The sequence below is a fragment of the Novosphingobium sp. SL115 genome, assembly GCF_026672515.1.
In the GTDB taxonomy this organism is placed as follows: Bacteria; Pseudomonadota; Alphaproteobacteria; order Sphingomonadales; family Sphingomonadaceae; genus Novosphingobium.
The window spans coordinates 160,938-178,878 of record NZ_JAPPRG010000001.1 but is presented as its reverse complement, the minus strand read 5'-3'; the positions used below and the strand labels follow the sequence as shown (position 1 = coordinate 178,878).

16 protein-coding genes are annotated in these 17,941 nt (G+C 61.1%); 7 read left to right on the top strand and 9 right to left on the bottom strand.

The window, feature by feature from the left end; translation table 11 throughout:
* Window positions 1–76 precede the first annotated feature (76 nt).
* The 3 genes from OVA07_RS00775 to OVA07_RS00765 form a co-directional block, all read right to left on the bottom strand.
* On the bottom strand, window positions 77–1,231 hold the full coding sequence (locus OVA07_RS00775) for a Fic family protein (protein WP_268169704.1): 1,155 nt from the start codon (window positions 1,229–1,231) through the stop codon (window positions 77–79).
* Window positions 1,232–1,684: 453 nt separating this feature from the next.
* A complete protein-coding gene (locus OVA07_RS00770) occupies window positions 1,685–2,767 on the bottom strand; it encodes a PepSY-associated TM helix domain-containing protein (RefSeq protein ID WP_268169562.1) in 1,083 nt (360 codons plus the stop codon).
* A gap of 9 nt (window positions 2,768–2,776) precedes the next feature.
* Window positions 2,777–4,789, bottom strand: coding sequence for a TonB-dependent receptor (locus OVA07_RS00765; RefSeq protein WP_268169703.1), 2,013 nt, complete (start codon window positions 4,787–4,789; stop codon window positions 2,777–2,779).
* Window positions 4,790–5,418: 629 nt separating this feature from the next.
* Here OVA07_RS00765 and OVA07_RS00760 point away from each other — a divergent pair.
* Together OVA07_RS00760 and OVA07_RS00755 are read left to right on the top strand one after the other, a co-directional pair.
* Entirely contained in the window at window positions 5,419–6,102 is a 684-nt protein-coding gene (locus OVA07_RS00760) for a hypothetical protein (protein ID WP_268169561.1), read from the top strand.
* Window positions 6,095–6,856 carry an RES family NAD+ phosphorylase gene (locus OVA07_RS00755; protein WP_268169560.1) on the top strand — a complete coding sequence of 254 codons (762 nt, stop codon included), beginning with the start codon at window positions 6,095–6,097 and terminating at the stop codon, window positions 6,854–6,856. Before OVA07_RS00760 ends, OVA07_RS00755 begins: the two co-directional genes overlap by 8 nt.
* A gap of 156 nt (window positions 6,857–7,012) precedes the next feature.
* Here the strand turns inward: OVA07_RS00755 and OVA07_RS00750 are convergent, their stop codons facing one another.
* Complete coding sequence (locus OVA07_RS00750; protein WP_268169559.1) at window positions 7,013–7,450, bottom strand: thermonuclease family protein; 438 nt, start codon at window positions 7,448–7,450, stop codon at window positions 7,013–7,015.
* Window positions 7,451–7,505: 55 nt separating this feature from the next.
* Here OVA07_RS00750 and OVA07_RS00745 point away from each other — a divergent pair, with 55 nt between their 5' ends.
* From OVA07_RS00745 to OVA07_RS00730, 4 genes are all read left to right on the top strand, one after another.
* Entirely contained in the window at window positions 7,506–8,240 is a 735-nt protein-coding gene (locus OVA07_RS00745; RefSeq protein WP_268169558.1) for an SOS response-associated peptidase, read from the top strand.
* 82 nt (window positions 8,241–8,322) lie between these two features.
* Entirely contained in the window at window positions 8,323–9,081 is a 759-nt protein-coding gene (locus OVA07_RS00740) for an ImuA family protein (RefSeq protein ID WP_268169702.1), read from the top strand.
* Complete coding sequence (locus tag OVA07_RS00735) at window positions 8,999–10,516, top strand: Y-family DNA polymerase (RefSeq protein WP_268169557.1); 1,518 nt, start codon at window positions 8,999–9,001, stop codon at window positions 10,514–10,516. Before OVA07_RS00740 ends, OVA07_RS00735 begins: the two co-directional genes overlap by 83 nt.
* Window positions 10,513–13,776, top strand: a complete 3,264-nt coding sequence (locus OVA07_RS00730) for an error-prone DNA polymerase (protein ID WP_268169556.1) — start codon at window positions 10,513–10,515, stop codon at window positions 13,774–13,776. Before OVA07_RS00735 ends, OVA07_RS00730 begins: the two co-directional genes overlap by 4 nt.
* 78 nt (window positions 13,777–13,854) lie before the next feature.
* Here OVA07_RS00730 and OVA07_RS00725 read toward each other — a convergent pair whose 3' ends face one another.
* The 5 genes from OVA07_RS00725 to OVA07_RS00705 all read right to left on the bottom strand — a co-directional run bounded on the left by OVA07_RS00725 (window position 13,855) and on the right by OVA07_RS00705 (window position 16,328).
* A complete protein-coding gene (locus tag OVA07_RS00725) occupies window positions 13,855–14,058 on the bottom strand; it encodes a type II toxin-antitoxin system RelE/ParE family toxin (protein ID WP_268169555.1) in 204 nt (67 codons plus the stop codon).
* On the bottom strand, window positions 14,058–14,327 hold the full coding sequence (locus tag OVA07_RS00720) for a type II toxin-antitoxin system ParD family antitoxin (protein WP_268169554.1): 270 nt from the start codon (window positions 14,325–14,327) through the stop codon (window positions 14,058–14,060). Before OVA07_RS00720 ends, OVA07_RS00725 begins: the two co-directional genes overlap by 1 nt.
* Before the next feature lie 435 nt (window positions 14,328–14,762).
* Entirely contained in the window at window positions 14,763–15,368 is a 606-nt protein-coding gene (locus OVA07_RS00715; protein WP_268169553.1) for a DUF6927 domain-containing protein, read from the bottom strand.
* 11 nt (window positions 15,369–15,379) lie between these two features.
* The gene (locus OVA07_RS00710) at window positions 15,380–16,036 is read right to left on the bottom strand and encodes a hypothetical protein (protein ID WP_268169552.1); all 657 of its coding nucleotides are present in this window, start codon (window positions 16,034–16,036) and stop codon (window positions 15,380–15,382) included.
* 88 nt (window positions 16,037–16,124) lie between these two features.
* On the bottom strand, window positions 16,125–16,328 hold the full coding sequence (locus tag OVA07_RS00705) for a zincin-like metallopeptidase domain-containing protein (RefSeq protein WP_268169701.1): 204 nt from the start codon (window positions 16,326–16,328) through the stop codon (window positions 16,125–16,127).
* A gap of 135 nt (window positions 16,329–16,463) precedes the next feature.
* On the opposite strand from OVA07_RS00705, the gene OVA07_RS00700 reads away from it, so the two are divergent.
* Window positions 16,464–17,939, top strand: coding sequence for a methyl-accepting chemotaxis protein (locus OVA07_RS00700; protein WP_326493077.1), 1,476 nt, complete (start codon window positions 16,464–16,466; stop codon window positions 17,937–17,939).
* The last annotated feature ends 2 nt before the right edge of the window (window positions 17,940–17,941 follow it).

The window sequence follows — 17,941 nt, the reverse complement described above, 5'->3', positions numbered from 1 at the left end:
TGAGCGTGCTGAACGAAGGGCAGAAATCGATCACGTCAAATTGAAGCTCGAATGTCTGGAGTTAAGGCGCTACCGATTAAAACGCCTCCCGTCCCTCGGCAATGTTCAGCAATTCCGAAAAGACGAACGTCGCCGGGGCGCGCCCGGAGGCAGGCACCAGTTCACGCAGCAGGCCATTGTCGCGGAGGTCGCGGATGATTTTGCGGGCGGTTGCTGGGGGGATTTGAGCTGAAGCAATAAAGTCCGGTGTCTGGAATATCGGACGCTGGAATATCCAGTCGAGCGCGCGCACGGCATATTGCGAATGGGTAATTTCGACGACCCAATCGCGCTTGTCCTGATGCAGGGCCAGAATAGTCTGCGCCTTCTGGGTGTTGGCTTCGGCCTGGGCAATGATGCCGCGCAAGAAGAAGGCCACCCATCCGCTCCAATCGGCGTCGCGGGAAACAGCCAGCATCCGATCATAGTATTCATCGCGATTGGCTTCGAGATATTCCGAGAGGTAGAAATTGGGCCGCGAGAGTAGCCCATGAGCATAAAGGAACAGCGGGATGATCAGACGCCCGATGCGCCCGTTGCCATCGAGAAAAGGGTGAATCGCTTCAAACTCGGCGTGAACGATGGCAAGTTGCACCAGCCTGTCAGGCGCATCAGCATGGATGTAGGCCTCCCAACCGGCCATCGCGCTTTCGATGTGATCGGCGCCAGGCGGCACGAAGCGCGCCTGCTCGATGGTGCAGCCTTCCGGGCCAATCCAATTGGGGATGCGGCGGTATTCGCCCGGATCCTTGTGGCGACCGCGCACACCGTCCATCAGCACGCGGTGCGTCGCCTTAATTAAGCGCTGTGACAGCGGAAGCTGGACCATCAGGCTATCCGCCTCGCGCAGGGCGGCGCGATAATTCAAAACTTCACGCGCGTCCGCCTTCTTGGGTGTGCTTTCGTCGAACAGATGCCCCTGCGCTTCGAATTCCAAAACCTCTCCCAGCGTAACCTGCGTGCCCTCGATCTTGCTTGAAAGCACAGCTTCGCGAGCCGTCAGCGGCGAGAGCAGGATGTCCGGGTTGGGAATGCCGGAGAGGACACCCTCATACCGGGCAATCGCGGCATTGGCTGGCCCGACCAGCGGAAAAAGCGCGTCCAGATCAAGCCTGGCGGGGGGAAAGCGTCCTTCGTGATAGGCAACAGGCACTTGTATCTCCGTCTGGCTATCTTCGCGAGCCAGCCCCATTCGCTCGCCCATTTTGATGATCGCCTATCGACAGCTACACCATTTGATGTTCACAGAATAGCGTTTGGCCTACATCAAACTTTCTTGATGTACACAGACGACCATCAAAGCTGCTGTCGCTTTGCCCCCTGCTTTTGTGGAGCCATAATCCCAAGACCGGTTCGACAGCCTAAGGCAGGGGCCACAAACGTCCACTTTTGCGGCGGCTTCCGCCCCGACCGATCAATGGAAGAAGCCGACCATTCCCGGCCGTTCCAACCCAGTATCATAAGGTCCGCATTAACCGAAAGCTGCCGGTCGCGCGTTTTGCAGCACTCGGTTAGCGTCGCATACCGAACGAGTCCCTTACCAACGGCGGCACGATCGAGGATGTGCGTCAGTGAGTGTTCGATACCTTTGGCGGACCTCGATCGGGCGGGGATTCGCGCGTTCAGGCGGCCGAGTTGCGTGCGGCTATGTCGCCAGCGCGGCCTTCTTCGTCGGGTGCTTTGCCGGTTTTGGGCGCTTGAACCAGAAACTCCACACAGTAAAGCTGCCTAGCATCATCATCGCGAGGCCCGAAACCGTCATCAGGATGCGCCAAGGCCATCCGCCGACTTTCGACGCGTGGATCGGGAAGGCCATGTTGAACGCCTGCGCGCCGCTCGGCAGTTTGAGGGCATCGCGGGCGGCGAGCACCTTGCCGGTTGCCGCGTCCAAGGCGATGCTCGTGCGTCCGTTGGGCAGCCATTCGGCTGGCTGCTTCATCCTGAGGCTGATCGGATCGCCATCCTTGCGCGGCAGGCTGAGGATACGGAATTCAGCGTCGGGGAAACGGCGCCGCGCTTCGGTCAGCATCGCTTTGTAATCGGGTTTGTCCGCCAGAGCGCCGCCCTTAAACTTCGGAGGCTCCAGCGCTTTCGCGGTTTCAGCCACCGGCCCGAAGGGCGCGACCACACCAAGCGCGAACGGCCGGAAGATCATCATTGTGCCGGTAACGACCGAGATCAGCAGCAGCGGCGCGGCGATCACGCCGAGATCGCGGTGGTGCATCACGATCGCGGGACGCGACATGCGCTTCGGCCACAGACGAAACCGGAAGGTCTTGCGGGTGCGCCACCAGAGGATGATGCCGGTGACGACGAAGAAGGTGCCGACAAGCCCAGCGATGCCGATCACCCACTCGCCGCTGTCGCCTGCGAAGAGATGGTGGTGGAAATCGAAAATCCACAGCTCGGGCCGTTCCCACTGGCTTACCCAGCGGGAGACAATTTCGCCCGACTGGCTGGCATATGCGCCCGCTTCCTTGCCAAGGCGGAGCCGATGGAGCCCGAAGCCTTCGTCTGCAAAGATGATACCCTGCGCTCCCGGCATCGCCATCAGCTTTTCGGTCGTAGCAGCGACCGTGGACAGGTCGCCGCGCAGCGGATCGCCGCTTCCCGGCAACCCGATCCACAGATGCTCATACAGCAGGATCGTGCCTGACAGGCCAAGCAGAGCGAGCACAAGGCCGATCAGGCCGCCGGTCCAGCGGTGAAGTGTGTCGAGCAGTTTCATCGTGAAAACCTAGAAATGATAATCCCAGCCGAGCGTGATGGTCCGGCCGCGCCCGGTGAAGAAGCGGGCATTGTCGGTTGACGCCACGGTCGAACGGATTGTCTGGCTGTTGTAGGTGACATAATCGACATCGAACAGGTTTGCGGCCGCAAGCGTGATCCCACCCAGGCGCGGCAGGTCATAACGCAGCACTGCATCGGTCAGCGTGTAACCGGAAAAAGCAGTGTTTGCGGCCAAACCGTCGAATTTGCGATCGAGATAGAGGCCCGCCTGCAAACGTGCGGATATCGGCCCCTTGTTATAGTTTACCCAGAGATTGACACGGTCGGGCGAGATGTTCGCACCATCAAGGTCGATATCCACCTTATCGTCTTTGTTGCTGTCCGTGCGGCCGGACAGATGGGCGTAGCCGGTTCCCAGCTTCAGCCCTTCCACCGGTAGTTGAACCGCCAGATTGATTTCGAAACCCTCAATTTCAATTCGCTGGCGCTGAACATCATAAACGCCCGCACTGTTCATGACGAGCAGGCCACCATCCTTTGAAGTGGACCAGAAATAGGAAGCACTTGCACCCAGCGGGCCACGCTTGATTTCGATACCAACCTCGCGGTTGTTGGAAATGACGGGGGTGACATTGACGTCCTCGATGCGAAAATTCGGCTGCGTCGCGCCATTGACCGACCGCAGGATACGGCCGACGTCTGCAATCGAATAGCCTTCGGCATAACTGGCATAGGCCCGGATGCCCTGCGCGGGCTCGACGATCACACCGCCGTTGATCAGCAGATCGTCGAAATTGCGGGTGCCACCGGAGACGCGTGCCGAATTATAGGAGGCCAGCGTCACATAATCGTCGACCTTGAGTTGGCCATTCTCCCAGCGCGCACCGCCCGCAACGCGCAGGACGCCGTTAAACAGTTTCAGATTGGCTTGACCAAAAGGGGCGAGCGTACGGAACGTGGTAGGAGGAACCCAGAAGCGCCCCGTTGCGATCATTTCCTGCTCGGTCTTGTCCCACATCGAGTCGAAGCCGAGCGTGATGTTGAGCGCGTCGAGAAACTGCCGCTCATAGTTGATACGCGCACCCAGCTTGCGCGAGCGGTTCGCCGATTGGTCGAACAAGGTGCCGAGGGGAGCGATGCTGGCGTCCTGGAAGGTGGCACTTACATCGCCGCCAAAGATATCGCGCGACCGGTTGAAGAAAGCCTGGAAGATGAGGCTTCCGCCGCCAAGGTCGGTGTCGGTGAGTGTCAGATTGACGGTTTCTACGCGGTTGGAGGCTGCTTCGCCCTGTATTGCGCCAGGCTTCGAACTGGTGGGAAGGTTGATCGCCCGGTTGCCCGCAACCTGCACCCAGTCTGCATTGCCTTCGAGGTTGAAACGCGTGGCGAACAGTTCGACGCGCGCGGTCGATGACAGGTCGTAGCCCAGCCGCGCGAAGAAGCTGAGGCTCTTACTGTCCTGGACATCGCCCTGCGTATTGTCGATGCCCACGCGGCGCCCCGCGCCATCATAATAGAGACCGCGCGTTTCATAGGCGACGCCGCCGGTCACATCGAACGCGCCTTGGTGATAGGCGATCAGTCCGCCTAGCTTGCTACCAAAGCTGTTGCTTTCAAAATTGCCTGCCGATCCCTGCACCAGTGCGCGGCCGGAAAAGCCATCCTCTCGTGGGGCCTTGACCACCACCTGATTGACCACGCCACCGGTCGCGCCGATCCCCTGCAGGGCGTTCGACCCATAGATCAACTCGACGCGATCGAGGAAAAAGGCGTCGATCGTATAGCCATCGCGCGATCCGTCACGGATCGGGGTCGATTGCGGAATGCCGTTGATCGCATAGAGCGGCGACCGGCCGCGCAGGGTCTCGCCAGCGCCCGACAGCTTTTGCCGCGTCGGGGAAAAGCTGGGGGTCAAGTTCGACACAGCATCGATGACTGAACCTGAAACCGCAACCTGCTGATCCAGACTGTCTTTGGAAATAACGTCAATCGTAAGCGGAATCGCGCTGGGCGGCAGCATCGTGCGGGCCGCACTGACGACAATAACGTCGTCCTGCGCAGTTGCGTCATCGGCGAGCGCCACGTTCTGCGCAGAGGCAGGCAAGGACGCAAACGAAGCCGTTGCGAGCAGCGCGAACCGATGAAAAAACAAAATGGCCTCCCGGAATTTACTAATGCGACTTAGTCGCAATTATCAAATCGGTCAGCAGGTGCAACTCCTTTCGCCCGAGTGTGCAATGATCCAGCGAACGCTGGTTTACTGACCAGCCAATGACGGGTTCCGGACGAAGCCACAGTTCGCAACGTCGCCGTTGAACGTTAGAAATGTCCCAGCCCAAGTCTTTCCGCCATTGCTACAGCGTGCTGCACGAACAGCAAGAATCGATCACGTCAAAATTGAGGGCGAATGACCGGATTTGCGGCGCTTGCTTCCACTCCTTCCGTTCCGGTTTAAGTGGTTCCTATCCCAACCAGCATACCTCCTTTTGGGTACAAACTCAGCTGAGGAATTTGTCCTAGCCATTTCTGGCCGTGCTGCCGAAGGGCCGGGCCACGAAGCGTGACCACAGGAAAGCTGTCGAGCAACCATATTGAATATTACGAATATCGTACTATATACCTATCCGTAATATCGGAATGGAGCTAAGCATGGTCGTGACCCACATCAGAGAGCTAGCAATGCCGGGCGTCGAAGGCTTGGCTGGTCCTGCAAATGAGGTGCGCGATCGTCTAAAGACAGCCGATCGCGCACATGTTCTCACGCTCGTGCTTGAGCAAACCAACCAGAAATTTGCTTCGGCGTTTACGGAGGCGCTCCGCCTAATCGTACCGATGATCCTCAACGGACTCGTCGTACGCGACCGTGACACACTAGAGCGTCTTGTGGCCGCGCTTGTGCCACAGGTACCGCTTTCCGAGCACCTCTTGGCCGAAGCTCGGATGAATGCGGAAGCACGCGCGGCGGTGTGGACCGCAACTGAATGGTTGCCAGCCGCTCAGCTCTCCGAGATCGCAGGCTTTACCGGGTCAAACGCGAGCGCTCAGCCCAACAGATGGAAGCGAGAACGTAAGATCTTCGCTCTGCGTCGAGACGGAAGCGACTATTATCCGGGCTTCGCTTTGGATCGTGCCGGAGGCTATCGTCCCTTGAGGGGGCTAATGCCAATCCTCGAAGCGTTCGATAAGCAGCTCGACGAATGGGATATCGCCATTTGGTTCGTCTCCGCGAATAGCTTCCTAGGCGGTGCATGCCCTAAGGATCTGCTCGCCACTCAACCGCAGCGCGTGCTTGAGGCTGCACGGGACGAGGTGGCGGGGGTGCTGCATGGCTAAGGCGATCAAACCGCGTTCTGGAAAATCAACCTCAGCAACTCCCGCCACCTCGGCCTCCGCACCAGTCGCGATCAAGACGACTGCCGCGACTTCCCCTCCCGCGCCAAGCCAAACGATTCCGGTACCGCCGGACAATCTTGATGGGCTCGTAAGACGGCAAGTCTGGCCGACCAGTGAAATGATCCATCGCATCCATCCCGAAAGGTTCGGCGCGACGCAGTTCAATCCTGGCCCCGACGGAAATGCTCGCTTCAGCCCCATACAGGATAACACAGGCAATTCCATCGCGACCATCTATGGTGGATCGACCTTCAATTGCGTCGCGATGGAAACCGTCTTTCATGATGTTCCGCACAGTCCGGCCCTCAAATCCGTCGCGAAGCGCAAGCTGAAGGGCCATTTGCACTCTCAGGTTTCACCAACGACCGATCTCGTCCTTGCCGAACTTACGACGATCCCTTTGCGCAAACTCGGCATTAAGCGCGGCGAACTCATTGACTCGGAGAAGGACGTCTATCCGCAAACCCGCGTTTGGGCTGAAGCGATTCGTGCCCAATGCGCAGACGTCCACGGCCTGTTATGGGTCTCTCGACAGGATGACACTGCCAAAGCAATCGTCTTGTTCGAAGACCGCCTCGGCCCCAACCCCCTCAGCAATGTCGGCGCATCCGTCGATATCGTCCAGGACGACCATACCTACGCTGCTTTGATCGATCTGGCCGATGGCATTGGGGTGAAGATAACCGGAAGTTAAGGCCGACAGGGCCTGACGGGTCCACGAATGGTCGGTGCCGGTGTAACCGGACGATCCCAGTCGCGGCGAAGGTGAACGAGAGACTGGTTCCGACGCCGCAGCCCAAGCTCTTGAACGTCTGGAATTGGGGCGCAAGCCGAGTGCAAGCCCATAACTCTACCACACTTCGGACGGGCAGCTTCGCGCAACCCTGAGCCCATTGTCCCATTCCGCCTTGTAAACGGCATGCTCGGATTTGATCTGCCAGCACGACAAATCGCCTTTCCGGCCAGCGACTCTTGCCAGCGTGCGGCCATAGCGATCCTCACCGACGCGATCGATCGTGAGCTGCCCATCGAGTGCCTCAGACAAGCTGGAGGTTGATGCGGCAGGATCGCCAGCAACGCATCGACGGCCTGAGCGACAGTGACCCGGCAGTTCGGGTGCGTCGATCGCCAGCAGACGAATGCGCTCGCCGCGACAATCGAGCGTGTCGCCGTCAATGGCGCGGCAGCCTTCGATCCGCTCGGCATAGACCGCCGTTTTGGCCGTTGCGGCTCGCCACGGCGCAATGCCCACTATTGTGCCTAGCACCGCTGCGCCGGCCAGTGTCAAGGCGGGAATTTTCAGCTTCTGAATCGAGCGACCGCGGCGACGAGAACGCAGATTTATGATTTTCGCACTGTCCGAACGCTTTGCCATCGCGTTACAATGGCAGAACATTCTTAAAATTGCGCGGCCCCAAATGTGCAACCTCTATTCGTTGACGGCAGGTCAGGCGGCCATCCGGCAACTTGCCGATGCCATGTCCGACAAAACCGGCAATCTCGCGGCGATGCCGGGCATCTATCCCGATTATGCAGCCCCGATCGTTCGCCAGGCACGAGGTGCGCGCGAACTTACGCTCGCGCGCTGGGGGATGCCGTCGCCCGCCTTCGCGCTCAAGGGCAGGGCCGTCGACAAAGGTGTGACCAATGTTCGCAACACGGCAAGCCCCCATTGGCGGCGCTGGCTTGGCCCGGCCTCGCGATGCCTGGTGCCCTTCACATCTTTTGCCGAGCCAGATCAATCACCGGGTGGGGATCGCAAACCCGTCTGGTTTGCGCTTGGACAAGAGCGGCCACTCGCCTTCTTTGCCGGTGTCTGGACGCCGTGGACCTCTGTCCGCAAATTGGCGGAAGGTGAAGTAACCTGCGATCTGTTCGCATTCCTCACGACCGAGGCCAACATCGAGGTTGGCCGTGTCCACCCCAAAGCGATGCCGGTGATCCTGACGCGCCAAGAGGAATGCGACGTCTGGTTGCGGGCTCCGTGGGAGGAAGCGGCCTATTTGCAGCGGCCGCTGGATGACGGATCGCTGATGATCGTCGCGCGAAGCACGAAAACGGACGCTGAACTTATCTGACCAGCATGCGGCCATCTTGACTCGTGAGGTACATTGAGAACATTTAGGGAACATATTGTCGTTTCCAGTGGTCCTTGAATGCATGTCTGCGCCGTCTCCGTCCCAGCTTTCTGCGCTCCGCGAGCAGATCGCCCGAATCGAATCGGGGGGGAGGCGTGTGTGCAGCGTGCTGCCGTTTGGCGTCGACCCGGTCGATCGCAAGGTGCCGGGAGGCGGGCTGAGGTTGGGTGCGCTCCACGAAGTCGCAGGCGGCGGCAACGGCGCGGTGCATGGTGCAGCGGCAACACTGTTCACCGCCGGTATCGCGGCGCGCACGGCGGGCCAGGTGCTGTGGTGCGTGACGCGGGCAGACCTCTTCGCGCCATCGCTGGCGCAGGCGGGTCTCCATCCCGACCGGGTGATCTACGCCGAGGTGGGCGAGGAGAAGGCAGTGCTGGCCTGCATGGAGGAAGGGCTCCGTCATGGCGGCCTTTCCGCCGTTGTCGGCGAACTGGCGCGTTTGCCAATGGTGGCCTCGCGCCGCTTACAGCTTTGTGCCGAAGAAAGTGGCACGCTTGCCCTTGCTATCCGGCGCTGGCGACGCATGACCGATGCTGCGGATTTCGGGCAGCCGACAGCAAGTCAAACACGATGGCGGATTTCGGCACTGCCCTCAAGCGCCCTTCCTGTTCCCGGCATCGGGCGCGCCCGATGGCTGGTCGAGCTGATCCGTGCCCGTGCGGGCGAGTGCGCCGATTTCGAGCTGGAAGCCTGTGACCATGAGGGCCGTCTCGCTCTACCTGCCGACCTGGCCAACCGATCGGCTGAGCCGCAGCCTTGGCGCGTCGGCGCCGCCGCCTGAAGCTCCCCTCGTGCTGGCGGGCCGAGACGGTGGCCGCCGCGTCGTGCTCGCCGCCAATACTGCTGCGCGCGCAGGGAATGGGGTTGGCGTGGCAGTCGCCAAGGCACAGGCGCTGGTCGCCGGGCTGGACTTGCGCGAAGCCGATCCGGCAGGCGATGCCGCGGCGCTCGAACGCCTCGCGGTCTGGGCCCTCAAGCGCTACTCGCCGCTCGTAGCGGCCGATCCGCCGGACGGTCTGCGCCTCGAAATGGCGGGAGCGAGCCACCTGCTGGGCGGTGAGGACGGGTTCCTTGCTGATCTGACGGCGCGACTTGAACACAGCGGGATCGCCGCGCGGGTCGCCATAGCGCCGACCTATGGCTGCGCACACGCGCTGGCACGGTTCGGACCTGAGCCCATCGCCTGCATCGAACCTTGCGAACTGGAAGCCCGCCTGGCGTCCTTGCCGCTCTGCGCGCTCAGGCTCGATCCCGCGACCATCGCTGGCTTGCGCCGGATTGGTGTCGACAGCATCGGCGAACTGGTCGCCTTGCCGCGGGCGCCGCTGGCGTTGCGCTTCGGACCGACGGTTGCCCGGCGGATCGATCAGGCGCTTGGGCGTCAGCCCGAACCGTTCGAGGTAGTCGAAGCGCCGGAACTGGTGCGGGTACATCGAGCCTTTGCCGAACCGATCGCCGCACCGGAGACTCTGGCGCGCTACAGCAGGCTCCTCGCCCAGCAGCTTTGCGAAGCGCTGGAAGCCAAAGCTCTTGGCGCGCGGCGGCTCGATCTGCTGTTTGTCAGAGTCGATAACCGGATCGAGGCGATTCGGGCGGGAACGGCCCGCCCTTTGCGCGATGCGGCGCGCATGGCCCGCCTGCTGTGCGACCGGATCGAGACGGTTGCGCCAGGGTTCGGGATCGACACGATGCTCCTGACCGCAACCATTGCCGAGCCGCTCGATTATCGCGGTTCGGCCCCGAGCCTGATCGACGCCGCCGCCCCCGATCTTTCCGATCTCGTTGATACGCTCGCCAACCGCATGGCGCATGGGCGGCTCTATCGCTGCGCGCCTGCGCAAAGCGAAGTCCCAGAGCGCGGCGTCTGCCGTCTCGAACCGCTTGCGCCGCCAGTCGGCGTGACCTGGCCTGCTGCGTGGCCGCGGCCATCGCGGCTGCTCGACCCGCCCGCCCCGGTCGAAGCCATGGCGCTCCTGCCGGATCATCCACCGGCGAGTTTCACCTGGGCGGGCGTGCGGCGGCGCGTGCTCCGGGCCGACGGACCCGAACGCATCTTCGGTGAATGGTGGGTATGCGATGGCGAACTGGCGGCTGTGCGCGACTATTTTCAGGTCGAGGATGACGCTGGCGAACGCTTCTGGCTGTTTCGGCGCGGCGATGGCGAGGACCCCGGAACAGGTGATCATCGCTGGTATCTGCACGGTATCTTCGCATGAGCGGCTATGCCGAGCTGCAATGCGCCTCGCACTTCTCGTTCCTGCGTGGGGCGAGTAGCGCGGAGGAGCTGTTTGCGACTGCCGCGCTGCTCGGGATCGAGGCGATGGCGATTACCGACCGTAACAGCCTGGCCGGGATTGTGCGCGCGCATGTCGCCGCCAAAGAAACCGGCGTGCGTCTGATCGTCGGCTGCCGCCTCATCCTCAGTGATGGTAGCGATATCCTCGTCTATCCCACAACCCGTGCCGCTTATGGGCGGCTCTGCCGGTTGCTGTCGGTCGGCAAGGCCCGGGCAGGCAAAGGGCAGTGTGCACTCGACTGGCAGGATCTGGAAGAGTGGGGCGAGGGGCTGATCGCGATGCTCGTGCCCGGCGATGCCAGAGACGGGGCGAGCGATTTGACCGCCGTGCGGCTGCACCGTCTGAAGCGGATATTCGCCGATCGGACCTATCTTGCGCTCACCCTCCACCGGCGCCCGGGTGATTTCCTGCGCCTGCATCGGTTGGTCGACATGGCCGCCGCAGCCGGTGTGCCACCCGTCGCCACCAATGACGTCCTGTTCCATACGCCCGAGCGGCGGCGCTTGCAGGACGTGATGACCTGCATCCGCGAGGGGCTAACGATTGATGATGTGGGCTTTGCGCGCAATCGCCATGCTGACCGCTATCTGAAACCGCCGGCAGAAATGGCACGATTGTTCCGGCTCTGGCCAGAAGCTGTGACACGCAGCGGAGAACTCGCCGCGCGCTGCACCTTCAGCCTCGAGGAACTGGCCTATCAATATCCCCATGAACTGGTGATCGACGGGTTGAGTGCGCAAGCGACGCTGGAGCAGCGCACTTGGGAGGGTGCAAATGAGCGCTATCCGGAAGGCGTCCCCGATGAGGTGATGGCGGTGCTGCGCCACGAACTCGGTTTGATCGAAAGTCTCGATTACGCGCCCTATTTCCTGACGGTTGATGCGATCGTGCGTTTCGCCCGCTCGCGCGGCATCCTGTGCCAGGGGCGCGGGTCCGCCGCCAATTCGGCGGTCTGCTATGTGCTTGGCATTACCTCGATCGATCCTTCCCGCAACAGCCTGCTGTTCGAGCGGTTCGTCTCGGCCGAACGGCGGGAACCTCCGGATATCGATGTCGACTTTGAACATCAGCGTCGCGAGGAAGTGATCCAGTGGGTTTATGAAACCTATGGCCGCCACCGCGCTGCCTTGTGTTCGACCGTGATCCGCTACCGCTCCAAGGGCGCGTTGCGCGATGTCGGCAAGGCGATGGGCCTGCCCGAGGATGTCCTGTCGCTCCTGTCCTCGCAGATCTGGGGCTGGTCGAGCGAGGGAGCAGAGCCCAAGCATGTCGAGGAGTTGAACCTCAATCTCGAGGACCGGCGCTTAAAGCTGACGCTCGATCTTGCCCGGCAACTGATCGGCACGCCGCGCCATCTCTCCCAGCATCCCGGCGGGTTTGTTCTGACCGAAAACCGGCTTGACGAACTGGTGCCGATCGAGCCTGCGGCAATGGAAGACCGGCAGGTGATTGAGTGGGACAAGGACGATGTCGATGCCCTCAAGATGATGAAGGTCGATGTTCTGGCGCTCGGTATGCTGTCCGCCATGCGGCGCGGGTTCGACCTGCTGCGCGAACACAAGGGCATCGATCTCGATCTGGCGTCGGTGCCAGCGGAAGACCCCCGCACTTATGCGATGATCCGCAAGGCTGATACGCTGGGCACCTTCCAGATCGAGAGCCGCGCGCAGATGGCGATGCTGCCCCGGATCAAGCCCCGAACCTATTATGATCTCGTCATCCAGGTTGCAATCGTGCGGCCAGGCCCGATCCAGGGCGACATGGTCCATCCCTATCTCCGCCGCCGTGAGGGGCTGGAGAAGGTCGAGTTTCCGACGCCTGAACTGGAAAAGGTACTCGGCAAGACATTGGGTGTACCGCTGTTTCAGGAGCAGGCTATGCAGGTCGCGATGGTCTGTGCCGGGTTTTCAGCGAGCGAGGCCGACCAGCTTCGCCGTGCCATGGCGACGTTCAAGCACACGGGCGGCGTGGTCCATTTCCGCGACCGGTTGATGAGTGGGATGCAGGGGCGCGGTTATAGCCAAGAGTTCGCAGAGCGCACGGTGAGCCAGTTGGAGGGGTTCGGTTCCTACGGCTTTCCCGAAAGCCATGCCGCGAGCTTCGCCCTCATCGCCTATGCGTCGAGCTGGCTCAAATGCTGGCATCCGGATGTGTTTTGCGCCGCCTTGCTCAATTCACAGCCAATGGGTTTCTATGCCCCTGCACAGATTGTCCGGGATGCACGGGACCACGGTGTCGAGGTGCGGCCCGTCTGCATCAACGCCTCACGCTGGGACTGTACGCTTGAGCCAACTGCAGATGGACGCTTTGCCGTGCGCCTCGGATTCAATCTTGTGTCCGGGCTCGGCAATGCAGCGGGTGCCGCCATCGTTATGGCGCGAGGAAATGATCCCTATGCCGATATCGACGATCTCTGGCGCCGCGCTGGCGTACCGGCGGCGGCACTGGTCCAGCTTGCCGAAGCCGATGCGTACCGGCCGTCGCTGGGTCTTGCCCGGCGCGAGGCGCTCTGGGCATTGAAAGCCGTGCGCGACGAGCCACTGCCGCTGTTCGCGGCGGCGGCCCGCAAAGACGGGCGGCCAGCGCCGGAAATCGTCGAGGAGGCCGTTCACCTCAAAGCCATGACGGCAGGGCGCGAGGTGGTCGAAGACTATCGCCATATCGGTCTGACACTTCGCCAGCATCCGGTGGCTTTCTTGCGGTCCGAACTTGATCAGGAGCGTTTTCTGTCTTGTGCCGCCGCCAATGCACTGCGCGACGGACGCAGCGTGCGCACCGCAGGCCTTGTGCTTGTGCGCCAGCGGCCCGGCAGCGCGAAGAACGTCACCTTCATCACGATCGAGGATGAGAGCGGCATCGCCAATCTCGTTATCTGGCCCGACCTTTACGAAAAGCAGCGCCGTATTGTCCTTTCGGCGACCATGCTTGGCATTCAAGGTCAGGTCCAACGGGAAGGCGATGTCATTCACCTTATCGCCGCGCGCCTGTTCGACCTGACCCCAATGTTGTCACGACTTGGCGATCATGATGGTGATTTCCCGCGGGCGGGTGGTCGCGGTGACGGAGCGCGCTACGGCGCTACCGATGACCCGCGTGATCGGGTGCCGCCAGTGGCTGGACCACGTGGACCCGAGAGCTACGAAAGAATAATCAGGCTACAGTCACGCAATTTTCACTGAAGCCCACGAGATTGAACTGAATGAGCCTGTCGTGGATATGCTCAATGCGGATGACCGTCTCAAGGACGCTGTAGAAGATCACGTAACTGCCGTGCGGCTTGGACCGCAGTCCGACACGATGTCTGAGCGAGCACCCCCGGACGCAGGAAAGTCGCCGAGCTTTGCAGATGGCGCGTCAAGTTCGTCGATAAAGGTGACCGCCCTTGGAACATTGTCGCGGGCAATGAAGCTGGCAATCTCGACGAGATCCGCATCCGCTGCAGGCGAAAACTTCAGACGCATCAACTGCCCATGGCGCCAGAGGCGATCTCGGCAATCCCTTTGCGTGCGTTCGCAAAGGCCTGATCAGCGGGAATGCCCGCGCCGCTGGCGGCACCATGTCCGATCTCGGCGCGCAGCGCCTCAATCCGCGCCTGCCGCAGTGCGTCCTGCTCTTCGAGCAGGCGAAGGCTGTCGCGCACGACTTCGCTGGCCGAGGCATAGCGGCCGCTGTTTACTTGGGTCTTGATGAAGCCCTCGAAATGGGTGCCCAAGGTGAAGCTGGAAGGCATGATCAAACTCCTCTGGCGGGAAGAAAATCACTTTATGATATGATATAGGGGCGCAAGACTGAGATCCATGGAAACCTCACCCGGAGCAGATGCCGGGTTGCCAACTCCAGCTTGACCTTACGGAACGATGGCGACGAGGCGTTCATCGCGGCTTGGCGGACGACTGGTCGTGCGCAGCGGTTGAAGAGGGTTGCCCTTTCGTAGAATGAACTGCACTCCGCCGTGTTCGCGGCGCTGGAGGGCCACTGCGTAGCAGCGTTCAAATGAGGACAACCTTTGCCTCCGAGGCGATAGTAGATCGGTGTCGGACATGTTGCTTCTCCACTTGCCGCGTTGACGAGACAGGTTGGCTGTTCAGATAATTTTCGATGCTGCAGAGACGCCCGCGTTTGGGTGAGCGTTAGGGCGGGCGTGTTGGAATAGCCTTCTGCTCGTTCACGATGCCGATGGCGCAGCGGGAGGCGGAACGATGGTCCAGGCGCGGCACATAAGCTTGCTGATCTTGACGCCCATCCCGTCACTGAGCCGGCGCAGCACGGTCTTCTTGCCGGACTGGACCACCCGGAAGCTGCGTTCGCTCTGCCCGTCGGTGAACATGAGCGGCTCGGCCAGTACCAGCATGTCGCCGGGCCTGGGTTTACGGCGCGAGGTCAGCGCGAGCCTCGCCCGGCAAGCCTCACGCCAATTGGCGGCGTACTCGTTACCGGGATGTCCGAGCAGATCGAGGATCGAGGCCGGGCAATCGTAGTGATACGGCCCCATCGTTTCCGTGAGATCCTTGTAGCCAAAGGTCTCGCCGCTCCGCGCATTCGGGTTCCATTTGACCAGGCAGATGATGGCGAAGGTCTCGCGCGGACCCTCGGCGTCGTAGCTCTGGCAGGCGGCGTAGTAAGCGCCCGAGCGGACGGTCGACTTGAGTACGCGCAGTCCCGTCTCACGGCCTTTGTCCGGATCGGGCGGATAGGTGCATTGGTTGTCGAGATAGGCCTTCGGCGTAGCGAACGGCGACATTCCGCCGCGGGACATGAACAGCCAACCCATGGGGTTTTCTCCTAGAGCAGCGATTGCTCGCGCGGGTTGATGGAAAGGCCGGTCTCGCGGACGAATAGCGAGCGGAAGCTCTGCGGGGCAGCGAGCACGGCGATGTCGCAGAAGTGGTTGCGATCCCCGAGGTAGTCCTGCGGCCCCTTGCAGCGGCGGAACATGACCACTCGACCAGGCCGGATGCAGGGGATCGAAACTTGAACATAGATCTCGTCACCGTGGAGCGTGATCTCGCCCGAGACAGCGGGCCCGGCAAAATTGCTGCGCAGGTCGTACTGGTCGGGGCCGAGTCCGAGGTGACGCGCCGCAACCCGGAGTGCCGAGCGTGCCTCACGGTGGAAGGCGCGCTTGGCTTCGGGATCGTAGCCGATGCCGCGGCGCGCGAGCGCAACCAGCGCCGGCTTGGATTTGAGCTCGTCGATCCTGGCGAGGCACTGGCGGCGCAGATCAGTGTCTTCGGTGGACGTCTCGTCGGGGTCATGGCCAAGCGCCAGACGGCCGACATGGCGGGCGAGCAGAATGATGGCGGGATCGCGGGCCGGATCAACGCCGGCATTGCGCGCATCCTGCATGGCATCGACCACCGCCTGGGTTGCGGTCGGGATGGTCGCAAGCCCGTCGGGCTGAAGCGCGCGGCGATAGCGAAAGTCGAGATCGTAGTTCATCGCGAGAGTTCTCCTTCGCGCCTCATGGCGCGCCGGGTCCTCACCCCCTCCCCTTCCCGCTCGCGCCGCGAGCCGCCCCGGATCACCGTCAGGCCGCCTCCTTGAGTTCGCCCGCCAGGGCCGGATCGAACTGGCGCAGCCATTTGACCGCCTGCTCGGCCTTGGCTGCTGCGTGGAGGATCGCGGTCTTGTCGCCGCGCAGGATCTTCATCCAGTGATGGATGTAGGAGGCATGGCTGTCGTGGAGCTCGTTGGGGAGGCCATATTCGGCGCACAACGTAGCCTGCGTCAGGCTGGCGACATATCCTGACAGTCAAGTATGCTGCGAGGCTTTTGCTTAATACATCACTCCCTACCTTTCAGGTAAGATGCGTATTCCCACTTGGGCTGGTTTTCGAGGCACGTCTGCTAAAAGCCCTTGCGGAAATTGAGTGCTTTTTTCTTCGTTGGCATGAAGAAGCAGGTCGCAATAGAGGGTAGCAGTATGCTTGACTGGTTCGAAAAAGAAGCACCAATCCGGACAAAATTCCGGGCGTTGTTAATTATTTACACGTCTCTTGCTACTCTCGGCTTGATAGCTACTTCTCTTTTGGCGTTTGACCTTGTGTCGGCACCGGTTGCAGTGGCCATCGGACTGGCTGCCGTACTTGCAATAGTTACTACGACGATGTTGGCAACCGACCGCGTTTGCCGCCCATACGTTAATACTGTCGTCCGCATGGAAGCCTTGGCTGATGGAGACACCGACCAAGCCATTGCGTACACCAATTATCAGGACTGCGTCGGTCGTATGACCAAAGCTATGGCAGCGTTCCGCGACAATGCGGTTGAAGTGCGAAATGCGCGGGAAGCGCAAGAACTCGTGGTTACCTCGCTTTCCGGCGCTTTAAGCGCATTAGCCGACAACAAGCTGAATTGTGAAATCCAAGAGACGTTTCCGGGTGCTTACGAAGCACTGCGCGCCGACTTCAACCGCGCTGTGGCCTCGCTTTCTCAAGCGATCCAGAGCGTAAACCAGACCGCGCAGACGGTGATGATAGGCGCAAATGAAATCAACACCGCCTCAGATGACCTTGCGCGTCGCAATGAGCAACAGGCTGCCAGCGTTGAGGAAACCTCGGCCGCTCTCAATCAAGTCACGCTAGGTGTAAACACCATGGCGCGATCAGCAACCGAGGTGCAGGAATCGATCGCTCGAACCCATGAAGAAGCATCCACCGGTGGCGCTGTTGTAGAACAGGCAGTTGAAGCCATGGCCGCCATTGCTAAATCAGCAGACGAGATCAACCAGATCATCGGGCTCATCGACGGCATTGCCTTTCAGACCAATCTTCTTGCGCTTAATGCTGGCGTAGAGGCTGCGCGCGCCGGTGATGCCGGCAAAGGATTTGCGGTTGTTGCGACCGAAGTTCGTGCCCTTGCACAGCGTTCAGCCGATGCTGCCCGTGACATACGTGCGCTGATTTCTACATCTGGCATACAGGTCACTTCCGGTGTTGCCCTCGTCGGGCAGGCAGGCACGGTCCTTTCCGGAATCGTCGCCCGCGTCGGTGAGATCAGCAACGAAGTTTCTGAAATTGCGAAAAATGCCCACAGCCAGGCGATAAGTCTCCAACAGGTCAACACGGCTGTAACAGAAGTCGATCGTGTAACGCAGCAGAACGCAGCGATGGTCGAAGAGTCGACTGCTGCTGCGCGTTCTCTATCGCAGGAAGCGCAGGACCTTGCTGGGGTAGTCCAACGCTTCGACACCGGTCGCAGCCGTAAAGTGGAGCAAGTGCGCCAAGTTAAAACGGCCAAAGCCCACTCATCCGTTCAATCCCATTCAAGTAGTGTGCGATATCAATCTACCGGTAGCGCAGCCTTGAAGGTTGTCGGTGACCATGATTGGTCTGAATTCTGAAC